Raw genomic sequence first — 14,736 nt, forward strand, 5'->3', positions numbered from 1 at the left:
GGGCATCATGATAAAAAGCGCGATATTGGAAGAGCAAAAGGCGCAGTTGAAAAAGGAGGAACTGGCGGCCCGGATCCTGAACCAGTCCAGGAACGAGCTGTATCTGAAGCTGCGCTATCTGGATCTGGCTCTGGGCAATTTGGCCCTGGCCCCGGGCACGGTGTCGCCAGCCGGAACCGATGGCGGAGCGCTGTACTATTTCCCGGATGGGCTGCTGTTACTCTATGAGCAGCAGGGGCGGGCGGCCTGCACCAGGCTCTATCTGCATGGAATTCTTCATTGCCTGTTCTGCCATCCCTTTGATCGGAAAGGGCGGGATGAGAGACTGTGGAACCTGGCCTGCGACGTGGCTACGGAAGCCCTGATTGATAGCCTCTATTTGAAATGCGTCCATATTTCCTCAGGAGCATTCCGGAAAAGTGTGTATGCGAGACTGCGGGAAAAGCTGCCGGTGCTGACTGCGGAAGGAATTTATAAATTTATAGAGGAAACGCTTGTGGAGGCGGAAATCAGCCGCTGGCAGATGGAGTTCCGGCTGGACGACCACAGTCTCTGGGAGCAGGATTCGAAGAACGGCCCGAAAAATCCGAATCCCAACCGGAAAAAATGGGATGATATCCGGGAACGGATGGAGACAGAGGTGATGCTTTTCTCCAACGAGGCCTCGGAGGGGGAAGGTGAGCTGAAGGAGCAGCTGCGGGTCAGCAACCGCTCCCGTTATGACTACAAGGAATTCCTGCGAAAATTTACGGTGCTCCATGAGGAGATGCAGATCGATCCGGACAGCTTTGATTACATTTTCTACCACTACGGGATGGAAATGTATGGGAATATGCCGCTGATCGAGCCGCTGGAGACCAGCGAGGTGCGGAAAATCGAAGAGTTCGTCATCGTCATTGACACATCCATGTCCTGCAAGGAGGGGCTGGTAAAGCGGTTTCTGGAAGAAACCTACGACGTGCTCTCCCAGACGGAGAATTTCTTCAAGCGCATGCGGATCCACATCCTCCAGTGCGACGAGCGGGTCCAGTCCGACGTGCTCATCGAGAGCCAGGAGGCACTGAAAGAGTACATGGAGCATTTCACGATCCTGGGCGGAGGCGGTACGGATTTCCGCCCGGCCTTTACTTATGTGGAAGAGCAGCTGGCGAAGAAGAAATTCTGGCGGCTGCGGGGGCTTCTGTACTTTACGGATGGCTATGGGGTGTTTCCGGTGAAAATGCCACCCTATGAAACCGCGTTTATCTTTGTGCAGAACCATTACCGGGACGTGGATGTGCCGGCGTGGGCGATTAAGTTGATACTGCAGGAGAGCGATCTGGAAAACAGATAAAAGAAGGAGAAAAAAATGAACATCAAGAGAGCAAAACAGGAGATCAAAGACGCGATAGAAGCGTATCTTTTAAAAGATGAATACGGCGACTACGTCATCCCCACCGTGCGCCAGCGCCCGGTTCTGTTGCTGGGCGCGCCAGGTATCGGCAAGACTCAGATCATGGAACAGGTAGCCAGAGAGTGCGGCGTGGGCCTGGTGGCCTACACCATCACCCACCACACGCGCCAGAGCGCCATCGGTCTGCCCTTTATCTCGGAAATGGAATTTGGCGGTCAGAAAAAAGCCGTCACCGAATACACCATGAGTGAAATCGTGGCCTCCATCTATGAAAAAATGAAGAAAACGGGGTTGAAAGAAGGCATTCTCTTCATCGACGAGATCAACTGTGTCTCCGAGACCCTGGCCCCGGCCATGCTTCAGTTCCTCCAGTGTAAGACCTTCGGTAATCACCCAATTCCCGAGGGCTGGATCATCGTAGCCGCAGGCAACCCGCCCGAGTACAACAAATCCGTCCGGGAGTTTGACGTGGTTACCCTGGACCGTGTGAAGAAGATTGAAGTGGAGCCGGATTATGGCGTATGGCGGGAATACGCGGTACAGTCCCGGATCCATCCGGCGGTGATTTCCTATCTGGATGCCCGCCCTGCCCATTTTTATCAGATGGAAAGCACAGTGGACGGCCGCCGTTTTGCCACGCCCCGTGGCTGGGAGGATTTGTCCCGCCTTTTAGAAGTCTATGAAAAGCTGGGAAAGAAGGCGGATAAAGACGTGGTGCGCCAGTATCTCCAGCATGACAAAATCGCCGGAGAATTCGCCAACTATCTGGAACTCTACCGGAAATATGAGAGTGATTATCAGATAGAGGAAATCCTGGGCGGTACCATCCGGGAGGCAACTCTGAAAAAGCTGTCCCACGCCTCCTTTGACGAGCGTCTGAGTGTGGTAAATCTGCTGCTGTCCGGCTGCATCGAACGCCTGCGAAAAGTCCGGGAACAGGAACGCTTCACCGAAGCTCTATTCGCCCAGATGAAAGCAGCGGGCTCCGTGCTGAACGCAGAAAACTTCGCGGCAGACGGCGAAGGGATTCCAAAGGTTCTTGAAAATCTGCGGGATACAGTGGAAGAAAAACGGCAGCAGAAAAAAGAGGCAGAGCTCCTGACCAAGGATGAGGAGAAACGTCTCCTGCGTCTGGAAGAAACTCTGTTGTCCTATGAGAACACATTGAAAGCCGAACATCCCGAAGATGGATCTGCAGCCTTCGAGATTCTACGCCGCCTTTTCGGCGAGCAGCGGGCCCGCTATGCCGGCGAGCAGGAAAGCGGCAGCGCGGTCCTTGAACACGCCTTTGACTTCCTGGAAGCCGCCTTCGGCGACAGCCAGGAAATGGTCATTTTCCTTACTGGCCTTAACATGTCCGAAGCCGCGGTGGCTTTCCTGCAGACCACGGACTGTGAGCGTTATGAACGTTATAATAAGAGATTGCTTTTTAATGAGAGTGATCGTGAGATACGAGACGAGATCGCAAGACTGAAGTAGAAGTCAGTTAGGGAAATTTCATTTCCCGTGCGTTCGCAATTGAAAACAAAAAGGGCTACGCACGAGCGTAACCCCCCTTGAGACAATCTTCCGGGAGTTCTCCCGGCCAACCCCAGGTTGGAAAATCAACTTTCCTAAGGAGAGGCTAGGTCGCCTCGAACGTGGGAAATTGATTTTCCGACCGTCCGTTGTAGAAGCCCCCTCTTACGAAGTCCTTTTATCTCGCACTGCCGCTTCAATTCGCACCTGCTCCTCCAGCATGGCGTCAATCCGCGCATCCTCGGAAAAGTCTGCTGCCAGCTTATCTAACAGCTTCACATCTTCTTCAGAAAACTGCTTATGAAGCACTTCTTTGATAGCTTCATACTTTTTCCGATAAAGCGACTCCAGTTCATTGACCGGTACCGTCACCGGCAATTCTGCGATCTCCGGAGCAGCGATGCCCTCCGTCTCAAACCACTTCTTAATATTCTTGATCCGCGCATGCTCCGCAGGTCCTTCGGTCAGAATTTTCTTCGACTTTTGAATCTGTGCCACAGCCACCCCGATAAAAGCCAGAAACAGCACACTCATACTGTAAGGCGCGATTTTCGGTAAGGGAAGCTGAAGGGAGCCGGTGATGGCGAGTATCATGGCCGCCAGGCCCAGTACGCCCACCAGAAGCAGTGTCATGGCCGTGCTCCTGGCGTCGGCGCAGCGTTCTTCCACGGTCTTGAAAAGCTTGGACTCGTCCGGTCTCTTGATGGGGCCGTCCAGAATATTGGACATGGTCACCTCCGCGGGTTCTTTCACATCGACGCCCTGTTTGCGGGCTGCCGCTTTCTGTACATCCTTGTATAGGGACATCATAAAATTCTCCTTATATGGTATTTGACGGCAAAGGATAGGAGCCGTCGTCCGAGGCGCGCATAGAGACGCAAATAGCAGTCATTACCTAGCTGCGCAGAAAAGTTTCTACTGCGCCCATCAGCTCTTCCTGGGTGCCGGAGAGCGATCCCTGCACCATCTCGGGCTTTCCGCCGCCCTTCCCGCCGAACTGCCCGTTCAGGGCCTTGCAGAGGGGCCGGGTATCCTCGGTCTTGCTTCCGAAGATGTAGCGGTAGCCGCTCTCATCATTTCCGATGAAGAGACAGGCGATGCCGCTGCAGCGGGCGGATAAGAGGTTTACGAATTCCCGGCTGGTATCCGCATCCAGGTTATCCTCGAAAAATATGGGATTGGCGGTTCCTTCGGCTACGGAAGCAGCCTTATTCTGAATCAACGTCTTACTCAGCGCCATCAACTGTCCGGTGAGGCGGAAATTCTCCTGCTTCAGCCGTTCTACCGCGTCAGCTACCACCGCCTCTTTGGCGGAGAGCAGCACGGAAACAGCCTTCACGCTGCTCTCTTTTTCCCGGTAGTCGCGAAGCGCCCGATCTCCGGCCAGGAGATTGACCCGGACGCCGCCCCGGTGGGACTGTACATTCGTAAGCTTAATCAGGCCGATCTCTCCGGTGGTATTCACATGGGGCGCGCAGCAGGCGCAGACGTCGATATCGGGAATGGTGACGATACGCACCTGTCCTTCGATCTCGATTTTGCTCCGGTAATCGAGAACAGCCAGTTCTTCTTTGCTGGGATAGGAGATCTGAATCGGCACATTACCGAAGACCACCTGGTTGGCAGCAGTCTCAACTTCTAAAAGCTCTTTTTTGGTAATCGGGCCATTGAAGTCCATAGTGACTTCTTCCTCTCCCAGATGGAAGCCCACGTTGTCGTAGCCGAAGCGGGTATGGATAAGACCGGAGACGATATGCTCGCCGGAATGCTGCTGCATCCGGGAAAAGCGTTTTTCCCAGTCCAGGACGCCTTTTACCTCTGCGCCGACTTCCAGGGGCTGTCTGGTATAATGCCAGATTTCTCCATTTTTCTCATGGGTATCGAAGACCTCCACGTCGCCCAGATATCCTGTATCCCCGGCCTGTCCGCCGCCTTCCGGGAAAAACGCGGTCTGGTCGAGCGCCACCTTCCAGAAATCCTTTTCCTGCTCGCAGGCAGTCACCACCGCCGGGAACTCGGTCAGGTGGCTGTCTTCATAATATAAACGGTCTGTCATGGTGTAAAACCTCCTGTTGTCGAAATGAAACCATATCTTATGTAAGGAAACCGTTGATTCCGGTGTTGAAATTCAGATAAAATTTTCATGCAGGAAACAACGCTTTCAGTATAACATTTTATCACAGTTTTGGACAGGGATATTTTAAGCGGATGTTGGCAGTTTTCAGTTATCGGTGGGCGACAGCTGAGAAAATGCGCATTGAGGAGAAAAGGGAACTGTGCTATAATTTCAAAGAAATCATCGGAAAAGATATGAAAACCAGAAAGGAAGTCATTCTATGATAGATTTACACGGCCAGGCCGGCCTCCCCTATATCAACCGGGGCGTCTATACCGGAAGCTATGAGGGCATGCGTTACCGGCTGCGGAAGAAAGAGGAAGAGGACAAAAAGACACTGGAGGCAGTGATTTATCCGGAGCCCTTCTGCTTTGAAAAGACAGCGGAGGATCAGAAGGAGGCCAGGGAGTTTCCCTTCACAGACGAGGGCTTTACACAGGCCATCGCCTGGCTGAACGAGCAGTACGAGGCCCAGCAGGAGCGATGGACAGAGGCGAAGAACGCCAGCTGGGTGTAAACGAAACTGTGTCGGTGGAAAACATAGGGTCACCAAAAGAGAAAAAGGCATTCTGTAGTTTCAGATCATGAAATAGAAACTATAGAATGCCTTTTTCGTAATAAAACGATTTTTGACGGATTCAGAAAACTTCAGTTCCGGAACAGATTCATTTCTACGAAGATTCGCGAAAATTCCTGCAAAACAAAATTTTTAGTTATCATCCTCCTCGTCCGCGCTCTTGGTATAGACGGTACGCTTTCTTGCCATTTCATCGCTCTCCAGGTACTCGTCGTAGGTGGTGATCTTATCGATCATAGCGCCGTTCGGCAGCAGCTCGATGATACGGTTGGCGGTAGTCTGTACAATCTGGTGGTCACGGGAGGAGAACAGCAGCACGCCCGGGAACTTGATGAGGCCGTTGTTCAGGGCCGTGATGGACTCCATATCCAGGTGGTCGGTGGGCTCGTCGAGAATCAGCACGTTGGCGCCGGAAATCATCAGCTTGGACAGCATACAGCGGACCTTCTCACCTCCGGACAGAACCTTGACCTTCTTCACGCCGTCTTCTCCGGCGAAGAGCATACGGCCTAGGAAGCCGCGGACATAGGTTGCGTCCTTGATCTCGGAATACTGGGTCAGCCAGTCGACGATGGTATCGTCGTTGTCAAATTCCTTACTGTTGTCCTTGGGGAAATAGGACTGGCTGGTGGTGATACCCCATTTATAAGTACCCTCGTCCGGCTCCATTTCTCCGGACAGAATCTTAAAGAGGGTTGTTTTGGCAAACTCGTTGCCGCCTACGAAGGCTACCTTGTCGTCATGCCCCAGAATAAAGGAAATATTATCCAGAACCTTCACGCCGTCGATGGTCTTGGACAGACCCTCTACGGTCAGCACTTCATTTCCGATCTCGCGGTTCGGACGGAAATCGATGTAGGGGTACTTCCGGCTGGAGGGACGGATCTCGTCCAGCTCGATTTTCTCCAGAGCCTTCTTTCTGGAGGTTGCCTGCTTGGACTTGGAAGCGTTAGCAGAGAAACGGGAGATAAATTCCTGCAGCTCTTTGATCTTCTCTTCCTTCTTCTTATTGGCCTCCTTCATCTGGCGAATCAGCAGCTGGCTGGACTCGTACCAGAAGTCGTAGTTACCGGCATAGAGCTGAATCTTGCCGTAATCGATGTCGGCGATATGGGTGCAGACCTTATTCAGGAAATAACGGTCATGGGATACTACGATGACGGTGTTCGGGAAGTTAATCAGGAACTCCTCCAGCCATGCGATAGCGTCCAGATCCAGGTGGTTGGTCGGCTCGTCCAGAAGCAGGATATCCGGGTTGCCGAACAATGCCTGTGCCAGCAGAACCTTGACCTTCTGGGCACCCAGGAGATCCTTCATCAGGGTGTAGTGAAGATCGGTATCGATACCCAGTCCGTTTAAGAGAGTAGCGGCGTCAGACTCAGCCTCCCAGCCGTCCATGTCCGCAAATTCAGCCTCCAGCTCGCTGGCGCGGATACCGTCCTCGTCGGTAAAGTCCTCTTTTGCGTAGATGGCTTCCTTTTCCTTCATAATCTCATAGAGACGGGCATTTCCCATAATAACGGTATCCAGAACCGGGTACTCGTCATACTGGAAATGATCCTGTTTCAGGAAGGAGAGACGTTGGCCCGGAGTGATGACCACTTCGCCATTGGTGGAATCCAGCTCGCCGGAGAGAATCTTTAAGAAGGTAGATTTTCCCGCGCCGTTGGCTCCGATGAGGCCATAGCAGTTGCCCTCGGTAAATTTGATATTGACATCCTCGAATAAGGCTTTCTTTCCTATTCTAAGCGTTACGTTATTTGCACTGATCATGTTTTGCTCCTTATGACTTGGTAAATATGGTGTATGATACGTTTTTTTTGACCTACAGCTTTTATCTGCGGGCATACACATCTATTTTACAGGAAAATATAGAATTTGCAAGCCCTTTCCACGGTTAAATTCCCGAAATTTCTGAGTTTTCAGGATTTCGGAGGGAAAACGGGATTTTCCGGCGGACGGACTTGAGCGGCCGGGGAAAAGAAGGTATAATGTAGGAAATCACGAGCGTGAAAGCACGGAAGAAGGGAGCAGCATATGAGACATACATTTACATTGGCCAATGGTGTGGAGATTCCGGCGGTGGGCTTCGGCACCTACAAGGCCGCAGAACACAACGATGAGGCTATTATCAGCGAAGCTATCCGGCAGGGCTACCGGCATCTGGATACGGCTGCCTTTTATTTTAATGAGGAAGCAGTGGGAAAAGCAGTCCGGGAAAGCGGCATTCCCCGGGAAGAATTTTTCCTGACCTCAAAGGTCTGGAGAGACCGCCTCGGCTACGATTCAACCCTGCGGGAGTTTGAAGAGTCCTGTAAAAAACTGGGCACCGACTATCTGGATCTGTATCTGATTCACTGGCCGAGACCCAATGACTTGACAGCCGAGTGGAAGGATCTGGATGTGGAAACCTGGAAAGCCCTGGAGGATCTCTATAAGTCGAAAAAGGTGCGGGCCATCGGCGTCAGCAATTTTCTGCCTCACCATCTGAACAACCTGCTGGAGCGGACCAGTATCATTCCCATGGTGAATCAGCTGGAGTTCCATCCGGGATATATGCAGAAGGCCGCGGTGGATTTCAGCCAGCGCCTGGGCATTCAGGTGGAGGCCTGGAGTCCCATCGGACGGGCCAGGGTGCTTGGGGAGCCGCTTCTCATGGAACTGGCGGAAAAGTATCAGGTATCTGTAGCGCAACTCTGCATCCATTTCGCCCTTCAGTGCGGCGTACTGCCTCTGCCGAAATCCTCTTCCGGCGAGCGGATGCGCCAGAACCTGGACGTCTTTGGCTTTAACATCGAGGACGACGATATGCACATGCTGATGACACTGCCCCAGATTGGCTGGTCCGGGGAGCATCCGGACCGGGAGCGGGTCATTATTTAGAAAAACAGAACGGACAGAATCTGATGGGAAGGATTCTGTCCGTTCTTTGATAGAAAAAGAAATTCTTATTTTAAAGCAGTTTTATGTTGGGTAGAACCGTAATTCCAGTCCCGGCTGTCCAATTCCCGGATGGCTTTTGCGGCGAAATCTACCAGAACATTTGTCATTTTCTCACCCTTTTCTGCAGTGCCCTTTGTGGCGTCTCCGGTCTGTGCAGTATTGGTAATTTCAGAAAAATCCCATTTTATATCAATGCCATCTATCAGATGATCCGGAATGACACAGGTAGCCAGCTCCGGCTCACAGTATTCGCCGAACAAATGATATGCAATAGAAGTTTCGCCTTCACCGGCATGCCCCACGCCGTTCCATACCTCGAAGGTTCCTTCCGGCAACAGCTTTCCGGCGATTACCCACCATTCCGGCAGAGAAGCAATGCGGGCGTCCGGATACTTTTCTTTGATTTTGCGGGAAGCAATCTCAATGGGGGCAATATTGCCGTCATGGCCATTGAAAACAAAAATCTTATTAATGCCGTTGCGAAGGACGCTTTCCATTATATCATAGATCACCTGTGTTACGGTGTCATAGCTTAAAGTCAGTGTGAAGGGAAACGTATCGTAATGTCCGCTGTAGCCGACGGTGACAGGAGGCAGCATCAACAGGCCATCTACGTTGTCGGCAATCTTCTTACTTAATTCATAAGAAACCAGAGTGTCGCAGCCTTCCGCGATATGCTGACCATGGGCTTCACAGGAACCGACAGCGAGAATAGCCTTGTCGTAATGCCCCTCTTTTACCTGATGAGCTGTTAATTTCATTAATTCATGATTTGCCATAAGAAAAACTCCTCTCTTTTTTTGTATCAAGCATACGAAATCAAACTTTCAGAGTCAATGGGGTGGAAAAAATAAAGTGTCTGAAAATACAGAGGCTGTATGAATAGTTTGTGTCGAAAATAGTTGCAAGTGTCCGGAAAAGCAGTAGAATGTCGATATAGCGTCGAAGGCATTTTCAAACCCAAAAAAGTGTGTAAAATAGAGCACGTGGAGAGGAGAAAGCATGACAGGAAATACGAAAGACCAGATAGGAAAGCTGCTTACAGAAAAGAGCAGAGAGTTTTCAGGCAATAACAGAATTGAACTGACAGCGAAGAATATCGGAGATGATTTGTACATCAGCAGGAACCTGGCCAGCCAGTATCTGAACGAATTGGTTAAGGAAGAAAAGGCAGTGAAAATCAATTCCTGGCCTATTTGCTTTTTGAGCAGGGAGGAATTGGAAAAAAACTATCGGGTGCATCTGGAGAAGATTACCTATCAGAGCTTTGAGGAGCTGCTGGATGTACTGGAACAGACCGGAACCAGAGATTTTGCCAGGGCCATCGGTTATAACGGAAGCCTGGGGTACTGTATTGAACAGTGTAAATCAGCTATTGGTTATCCGGGACATGGAATCCCGATTCTCCTGTGTGGTGAAAACGGAGTAGGAAAAAATTTCCTGGTACAACTCATGTTCGAGTATGCGGTCAACAGAGAAGTGGTTCCAAAGGAGGAAGAGGTTGTCTGGATGAACTGCAGCGATTACCAGAATAAACCGGAAAAATTCCGGGAACTGCTGGCTGTGCAGCAGGGAAAAAGGCTGATGGTCTTTGAAAATCTGGATCGGCTGCCGCCGGAGGAACAGGAGCTGTTGCTTCCACTTTTGACAGAAGGACTGGACGAGTGGGGAAGGCGGCTGGTATTCACGGCCTCTGAAAAAACAGAAAGAAAAATTCTGGATTCCCTTTTGCGACAGATTCCGATTGTACTTCAGATTCCTTCTCTGGACGAACGGTCTCCGGAAGAACGGGAGGAGCTTATTGTATCCTGTTTTCATAAGGAATCATTGAAGCTACATAAGGACATCTATATCAGCAAGCGGGTGCTGCAGGCCTTTATGAATTATCATTTTGAAGGAAATATCCGTCAGCTTCGCAACAGCATTGCCATCTGTTGTGCCAATGCATTGATGCGGCAAAACGGAGAACATATTCAGGTTATGCTGTACCATCTTTCGGAGGATATGATTGCTTCTCTTCCTATGGCAGAGGAAAAGACAGAGGACGAGACGTTGATTCCCATCCGGGGGTATCAGCATGAAAACGGATTGGACAGCTATTTCAATATACTTTCACAAATATTGAATCAGTTCGAACAGCTGGAAGCTGAAAAAAACTGGAACGATTTTGTAAAGCAGTCTTATTACTGTGTAAAAGGCTATTACGATTATCTGGTATTCCGGAAAATCTACGCAAACGGAAAGCTGAAAGCGGTTCGAATGGTAGTAGAGGATGTGATAGGCTCTGTCAGCAAGAAATATAATATTACGCTTTCCACAAACTGGGGAATTGTTATTACAAGGCTCATCTATCAGCAGATACAGAATTATGTGCAAATATCCGGTTGGGAGGAACAGCATAAAAAGGAATTGAACTATCTGGAACACCGGCTGACAGAGAATTTCCCGAAAGCAGCTCTGGTAGTGAAGGATCTGGCAAAGGCAGTGCGGGATAATCTGGATCTGAATCCCGGAATTTCAGCCCGTATTTTGCTGACACTGGAAATTATGCAGTATGACCGGGATATTCATGAAAATGATATGTATGGCCTGATCATTTGCCACGGCTATTCTACAGCCAGCAGTATTGCGGATTCAGTCAATGAAATTCTGGATTCTAGAGTATTCGAGGCCATTGACATGCCGCTGGACAGCAATGTGGTTGAGGTGGTGCAGAATGTCAAACGTCATATCCGGAATCTTCCCGGAATTAAAAATCTGTTGTTACTGACGGATACGGGAAGTCTGGAGGATATAGATATCCGTTTGGATGATGTATCCAATATAAATATCGGTATCATCAATAACGTATCCACAGCTCTGGCTCTGGAGGTAGGCAGCCGGATGCTGCAGAGAGAGGAACCGGAGCAGATTATCCGGGAAGCGGTTCTGGCGGGCAATCCGAAGGGAAGGCTGATAAAAAAGGTACAGAAGGAAGCAGCCATTATCTTTGTCAGCGAATCAGGCATCCGATCTGCTGAGCGGATGAAGAAGCTGTTTGACGAGAGTATGCCGCGGATCCTTCCGATTCAGTCTATTGTTTACGATTATTATGATTTAGTGAAAAACCAGGAGTCTGCAGAGATTTTTCAGAAGTATGATGTGCTTTGCATGATTGGCGTTTTCAATCCGAAGCTGAAGGAGGTTCCCTTTATCGCCCTGGAGGATATGATTTCCGGAAATTCACTGGAACGGTTAGAAGGAATCTTCCGCAACTATCTAAATGAGGAAGAAATTCAGCAGTTTGAGAGTAATTTCCTGAAGAATTTCACGCTGGAAAATGTAGTTCAGTATCTGACTATTCTGAATGCCCCGGCACTTTTGAATATGGTAGAAGCGGCCATGCAGACCTTACAGAAGCATATGCACAGGCAGCTGGGAGGCAGAACCATCTGCGGCCTGTATATCCATATCTGCTGTCTCATTGAGCGTCTGGTGACAAAGGCGGAGATAACCTCTGTGGAATATGAAGATTTCGAAAATGAGCACCGGGAATTCATTGATATGATGCAGAGCAGCTTTGAAGAAATCTGCAGTCATTACGGTGTGAAATTGCCCATCGGCGAGATTGCCTATGTATATGATTATATAAAAAATGACAACAGGGAAGAGGAGTTTTAAATGAAGATTTTAATTGCGTCCCATGGAACTCTGGCAAAAGGAATGAAATGTTCGTTGGAGCTGATCATGGGAAAACAGGAAGAGGTAAAAACCTTCTGCGCCTATCTGGATGGAGAGACCAGTATTGAAGCGCGTGTGAAAGAATTTATGGAAAACATAAAGGAAGGAGAAGAGTGGGTGATTGTCACCGATTTACTGGGCGGCAGTGTGAACAATGAGTTTATGAAGTACATCCATCGTCCGGATATCCATCTTCTCACCGGAATGAATCTGGCCCTCCTGCTGGTGCTGACCGAATTAAAGGATGCATCGGTGGAGGTTGCGATAGAAGAAGCCCTGAATGCAGCCAGAGAAGGGGCAGTTAACTGCAGAAAGCTTCTGGACGCAGAAGCGAAAAATGAGGACTTTTAAAAGCTGGGAGGTGTAAGAGAATGATTAAACTGCTGCGTGTGGATCACAGACTGCTGCACGGTCAGGTGGCGTTTTCCTGGACCACGAACCTGGGCGCGGACTGTATTTTGATTGCCAATGACGGTATTATGCATGACGATTTGCGGAAAACAACCGTGAAACTCAGCAAGCCCGCCGGAACTAAGCTGGTTATCAAAAATATTGAGGATTCCATTGCTGCAATTAACAGTGGAGTTACCGATAAATACAAATTATTTATCGTAGTAGAATCCCCAAAGGACGCCATTACATTAGCGGAGCATTGTCCGCAGATTACCCATATCAATCTGGGCGGCGTCAAGAAACTGGAAAACGGAAAGCAGCTTTCCAAGACCATCTGGGTAACAGAGGAAGAGGAAGCAGGTCTGAAACGGCTGATAGAAAAGGGTACTGAGGTGGAAATACGTCTGGTACCGGATGAACGAAAGGTTAATGTAGGTAATCTTATCTAAAGAGGAGGTAAAGTAAAATGGGATCAAATTTGGGAATTGCGCTATTGCTCGGCCTGGTCGGAGCATTTGCAATCTATGATTACGCAATCGGAACTAACTATATTTTCCGACCGTTGGTTACTGGTGTGCTGGTAGGAATTGTAATGGGTGATGTCAGACAGGGAACCATTATCGGTGCCTCCCTGGAGCTGATGTTTATGGGGGCTGTATCGGTTGGAGCTTATATTCCGCCTGACATTGTTACCGGAGGTATTCTGGGAACCGCGTTTGCTATCGGCCTGGGAAAGGATACAGGAATTGCCATGGCCCTGGCGCTTCCTATTTCCATGATAGCGCTGGTTGTCAACAACCTGGTATTTATGCTGGGTACCGTGATTGCCACAAGAGCTGATAAGTACGCGGCGGAAGGAAACGCAAAGGGCGTATTCCGGGTGATGAATTTCTTTGGTTTTATTCGCTGCCTGAGTACATTTATTCTGGTTTTCGCCGGTTATTATCTGGGCAGTGATGTAATGCAGAAATTCCTAGACTCTATTCCGGCTTTTATTACCAACGGTCTTTCTGTTGCGGCAGGTCTCCTTCCTGCAGTCGGAATTGCGGTATTGGCGAAAATGATACTGAACAAGCAGCTGATTCCGTTCCTGTTCCTTGGTTTTGTACTGTGTTCATATTTTAATGCGCCAATTCTGGCAGTAGCGATTATCGGTATCATTATTGCAGTAGAAAAATCAGGCTTACTGGCACCGAAGGGCGCGGCAGCAGAGGCTGCGGTTAATACCATAGCAGAGGAGGATGAGGACGATGACTTCTAATCAGACAGAAAAGCATTTGGAGAAAAAGGATTTACAGAGAATGTTCCGGCGAAGCCTGAAAACAGGCTGGGCATGGCATTACGAGCGGCAGATGCATCTGGGCTTTGAGTACATGATGGAGCCGATTCTTCGGAAGCTGTATGGGGAAGGAACCCCCGAATATAAGGACGCCCTGGTACGTCACCTGGAATTCTTCAACTGTACCCATCAGCTGATTCCTTTTGTAGGCGGCGTGGTGGCTTCCATGGAGGAAACCAATGCCAACAGTGATGATTTTGATACGGCATCTATTACGCAGGTAAAAACAGCCCTGATGGGTCCTCTGTCCGGCGTGGGCGATTCCATTTTCCTGGGAACCATCCGTGTCATCGGTACCGGTATCGGCTGTTCTCTGGGAGCTGCAGGCAACTGGCTGGGCGCGATTTTGTTCCTGTTGATTTTCAATGTACCCAGTTATCTGTGCAGATATTTCGGCGCATTAAAGGGTTATGAGCTAGGAACAAAGTATCTGGAGAAAATCCAGAAATCTCATATGATGGATAAATTGATGCTGGCCACCGGAATTGTGGGTATTATGACTGTAGGCGGTATGATGATGACTATGGTATCGGTCAATTGCCCCATTACGATCGGATCCGGTGACGCCGCAACGACCATTCAGTCCATTCTGGACGGTATTATGCCGGGTATGCTGGGTCTGGCCTTTACAGGAATCTATTACTGGCTCATGAAGAAGAACGTAAATGTCATGTGGCTGATTCTCGGAACCTGTATTTTCGGAATCATCTGTGCATTCTTTGGCATTTTAGGTTAAA

13 protein-coding genes are annotated in these 14,736 nt (G+C 49.6%); 9 read left to right on the top strand and 4 right to left on the bottom strand.

Translation table 11 applies throughout. From position 1 onward, the window contains the following. The first annotated feature begins 7 nt into the window (after positions 1-7). Complete coding sequence (locus OCV63_RS14315) at positions 8-1,333, top strand: vWA domain-containing protein (RefSeq protein WP_158364971.1); 1,326 nt, start codon at positions 8-10, stop codon at positions 1,331-1,333. Between the two features lie 15 nt (positions 1,334-1,348). Then, positions 1,349-2,872: an ATP-binding protein gene (locus OCV63_RS14320; protein ID WP_158364973.1), complete on the top strand. Its 1,524-nt coding sequence runs from the start codon at positions 1,349-1,351 to the stop codon at positions 2,870-2,872. Positions 2,873-3,076: 204 nt separating this feature from the next. Here the strand turns inward: OCV63_RS14320 and OCV63_RS14325 are convergent, their stop codons facing one another. Beyond that, positions 3,077-3,721, bottom strand: coding sequence for a hypothetical protein (locus tag OCV63_RS14325; RefSeq protein ID WP_158364975.1), 645 nt, complete (start codon positions 3,719-3,721; stop codon positions 3,077-3,079). A gap of 85 nt (positions 3,722-3,806) precedes the next feature. Beyond that, positions 3,807-4,967 carry an alanyl-tRNA editing protein gene (locus tag OCV63_RS14330; RefSeq protein ID WP_158364977.1) on the bottom strand — a complete coding sequence of 387 codons (1,161 nt, stop codon included), beginning with the start codon at positions 4,965-4,967 and terminating at the stop codon, positions 3,807-3,809. A 280-nt stretch (positions 4,968-5,247) separates the two neighbouring features. Here OCV63_RS14330 and OCV63_RS14335 point away from each other — a divergent pair, with 280 nt between their 5' ends. Continuing rightward, complete coding sequence (locus OCV63_RS14335) at positions 5,248-5,544, top strand: GNAT family acetyltransferase (RefSeq protein WP_158364979.1); 297 nt, start codon at positions 5,248-5,250, stop codon at positions 5,542-5,544. A 192-nt stretch (positions 5,545-5,736) separates the two neighbouring features. On the opposite strand, the gene OCV63_RS14340 is transcribed toward OCV63_RS14335, so the two are convergent. Beyond that, entirely contained in the window at positions 5,737-7,377 is a 1,641-nt protein-coding gene (locus OCV63_RS14340; protein ID WP_158364981.1) for an ABC-F family ATP-binding cassette domain-containing protein, read from the bottom strand. 264 nt (positions 7,378-7,641) lie between these two features. On the opposite strand from OCV63_RS14340, the gene OCV63_RS14345 reads away from it, so the two are divergent. Continuing rightward, a complete protein-coding gene (locus tag OCV63_RS14345; RefSeq protein WP_158364983.1) occupies positions 7,642-8,487 on the top strand; it encodes an aldo/keto reductase in 846 nt (281 codons plus the stop codon). A 65-nt stretch (positions 8,488-8,552) separates the two neighbouring features. Here OCV63_RS14345 and OCV63_RS14350 read toward each other — a convergent pair whose 3' ends face one another. Next, positions 8,553-9,326: a creatininase family protein gene (locus OCV63_RS14350; RefSeq protein ID WP_158364985.1), complete on the bottom strand. Its 774-nt coding sequence runs from the start codon at positions 9,324-9,326 to the stop codon at positions 8,553-8,555. Positions 9,327-9,549: 223 nt separating this feature from the next. Here OCV63_RS14350 and OCV63_RS14355 point away from each other — a divergent pair, with 223 nt between their 5' ends. From OCV63_RS14355 to OCV63_RS14375, 5 genes are read left to right on the top strand one after another with little or no spacing between them, the layout of a single operon-like run. Then, positions 9,550-12,207, top strand: a complete 2,658-nt coding sequence (locus OCV63_RS14355; protein WP_158364987.1) for a PRD domain-containing protein — start codon at positions 9,550-9,552, stop codon at positions 12,205-12,207. Next, complete coding sequence (locus OCV63_RS14360) at positions 12,208-12,618, top strand: PTS sugar transporter subunit IIA (RefSeq protein ID WP_158364989.1); 411 nt, start codon at positions 12,208-12,210, stop codon at positions 12,616-12,618. A 20-nt stretch (positions 12,619-12,638) separates the two neighbouring features. Continuing rightward, positions 12,639-13,109 (top strand): PTS sugar transporter subunit IIB, encoded by a 471-nt coding sequence (locus OCV63_RS14365; RefSeq protein ID WP_158364991.1) that lies wholly within the window; start codon positions 12,639-12,641, stop codon positions 13,107-13,109. A gap of 17 nt (positions 13,110-13,126) precedes the next feature. After that, positions 13,127-13,921, top strand: coding sequence for a PTS mannose/fructose/sorbose/N-acetylgalactosamine transporter subunit IIC (locus OCV63_RS14370; protein ID WP_158364993.1), 795 nt, complete (start codon positions 13,127-13,129; stop codon positions 13,919-13,921). Further along, a complete protein-coding gene (locus OCV63_RS14375) occupies positions 13,911-14,735 on the top strand; it encodes a PTS system mannose/fructose/sorbose family transporter subunit IID (RefSeq protein WP_158364995.1) in 825 nt (274 codons plus the stop codon). Before OCV63_RS14370 ends, OCV63_RS14375 begins: the two co-directional genes overlap by 11 nt. The last annotated feature ends 1 nt before the right edge of the window (position 14,736 follow it).

The organism is Laedolimicola ammoniilytica, from assembly GCF_025567165.1.
In the GTDB taxonomy this organism is placed as follows: domain Bacteria; phylum Bacillota; class Clostridia; order Lachnospirales; family Lachnospiraceae; genus Laedolimicola; species Laedolimicola ammoniilytica.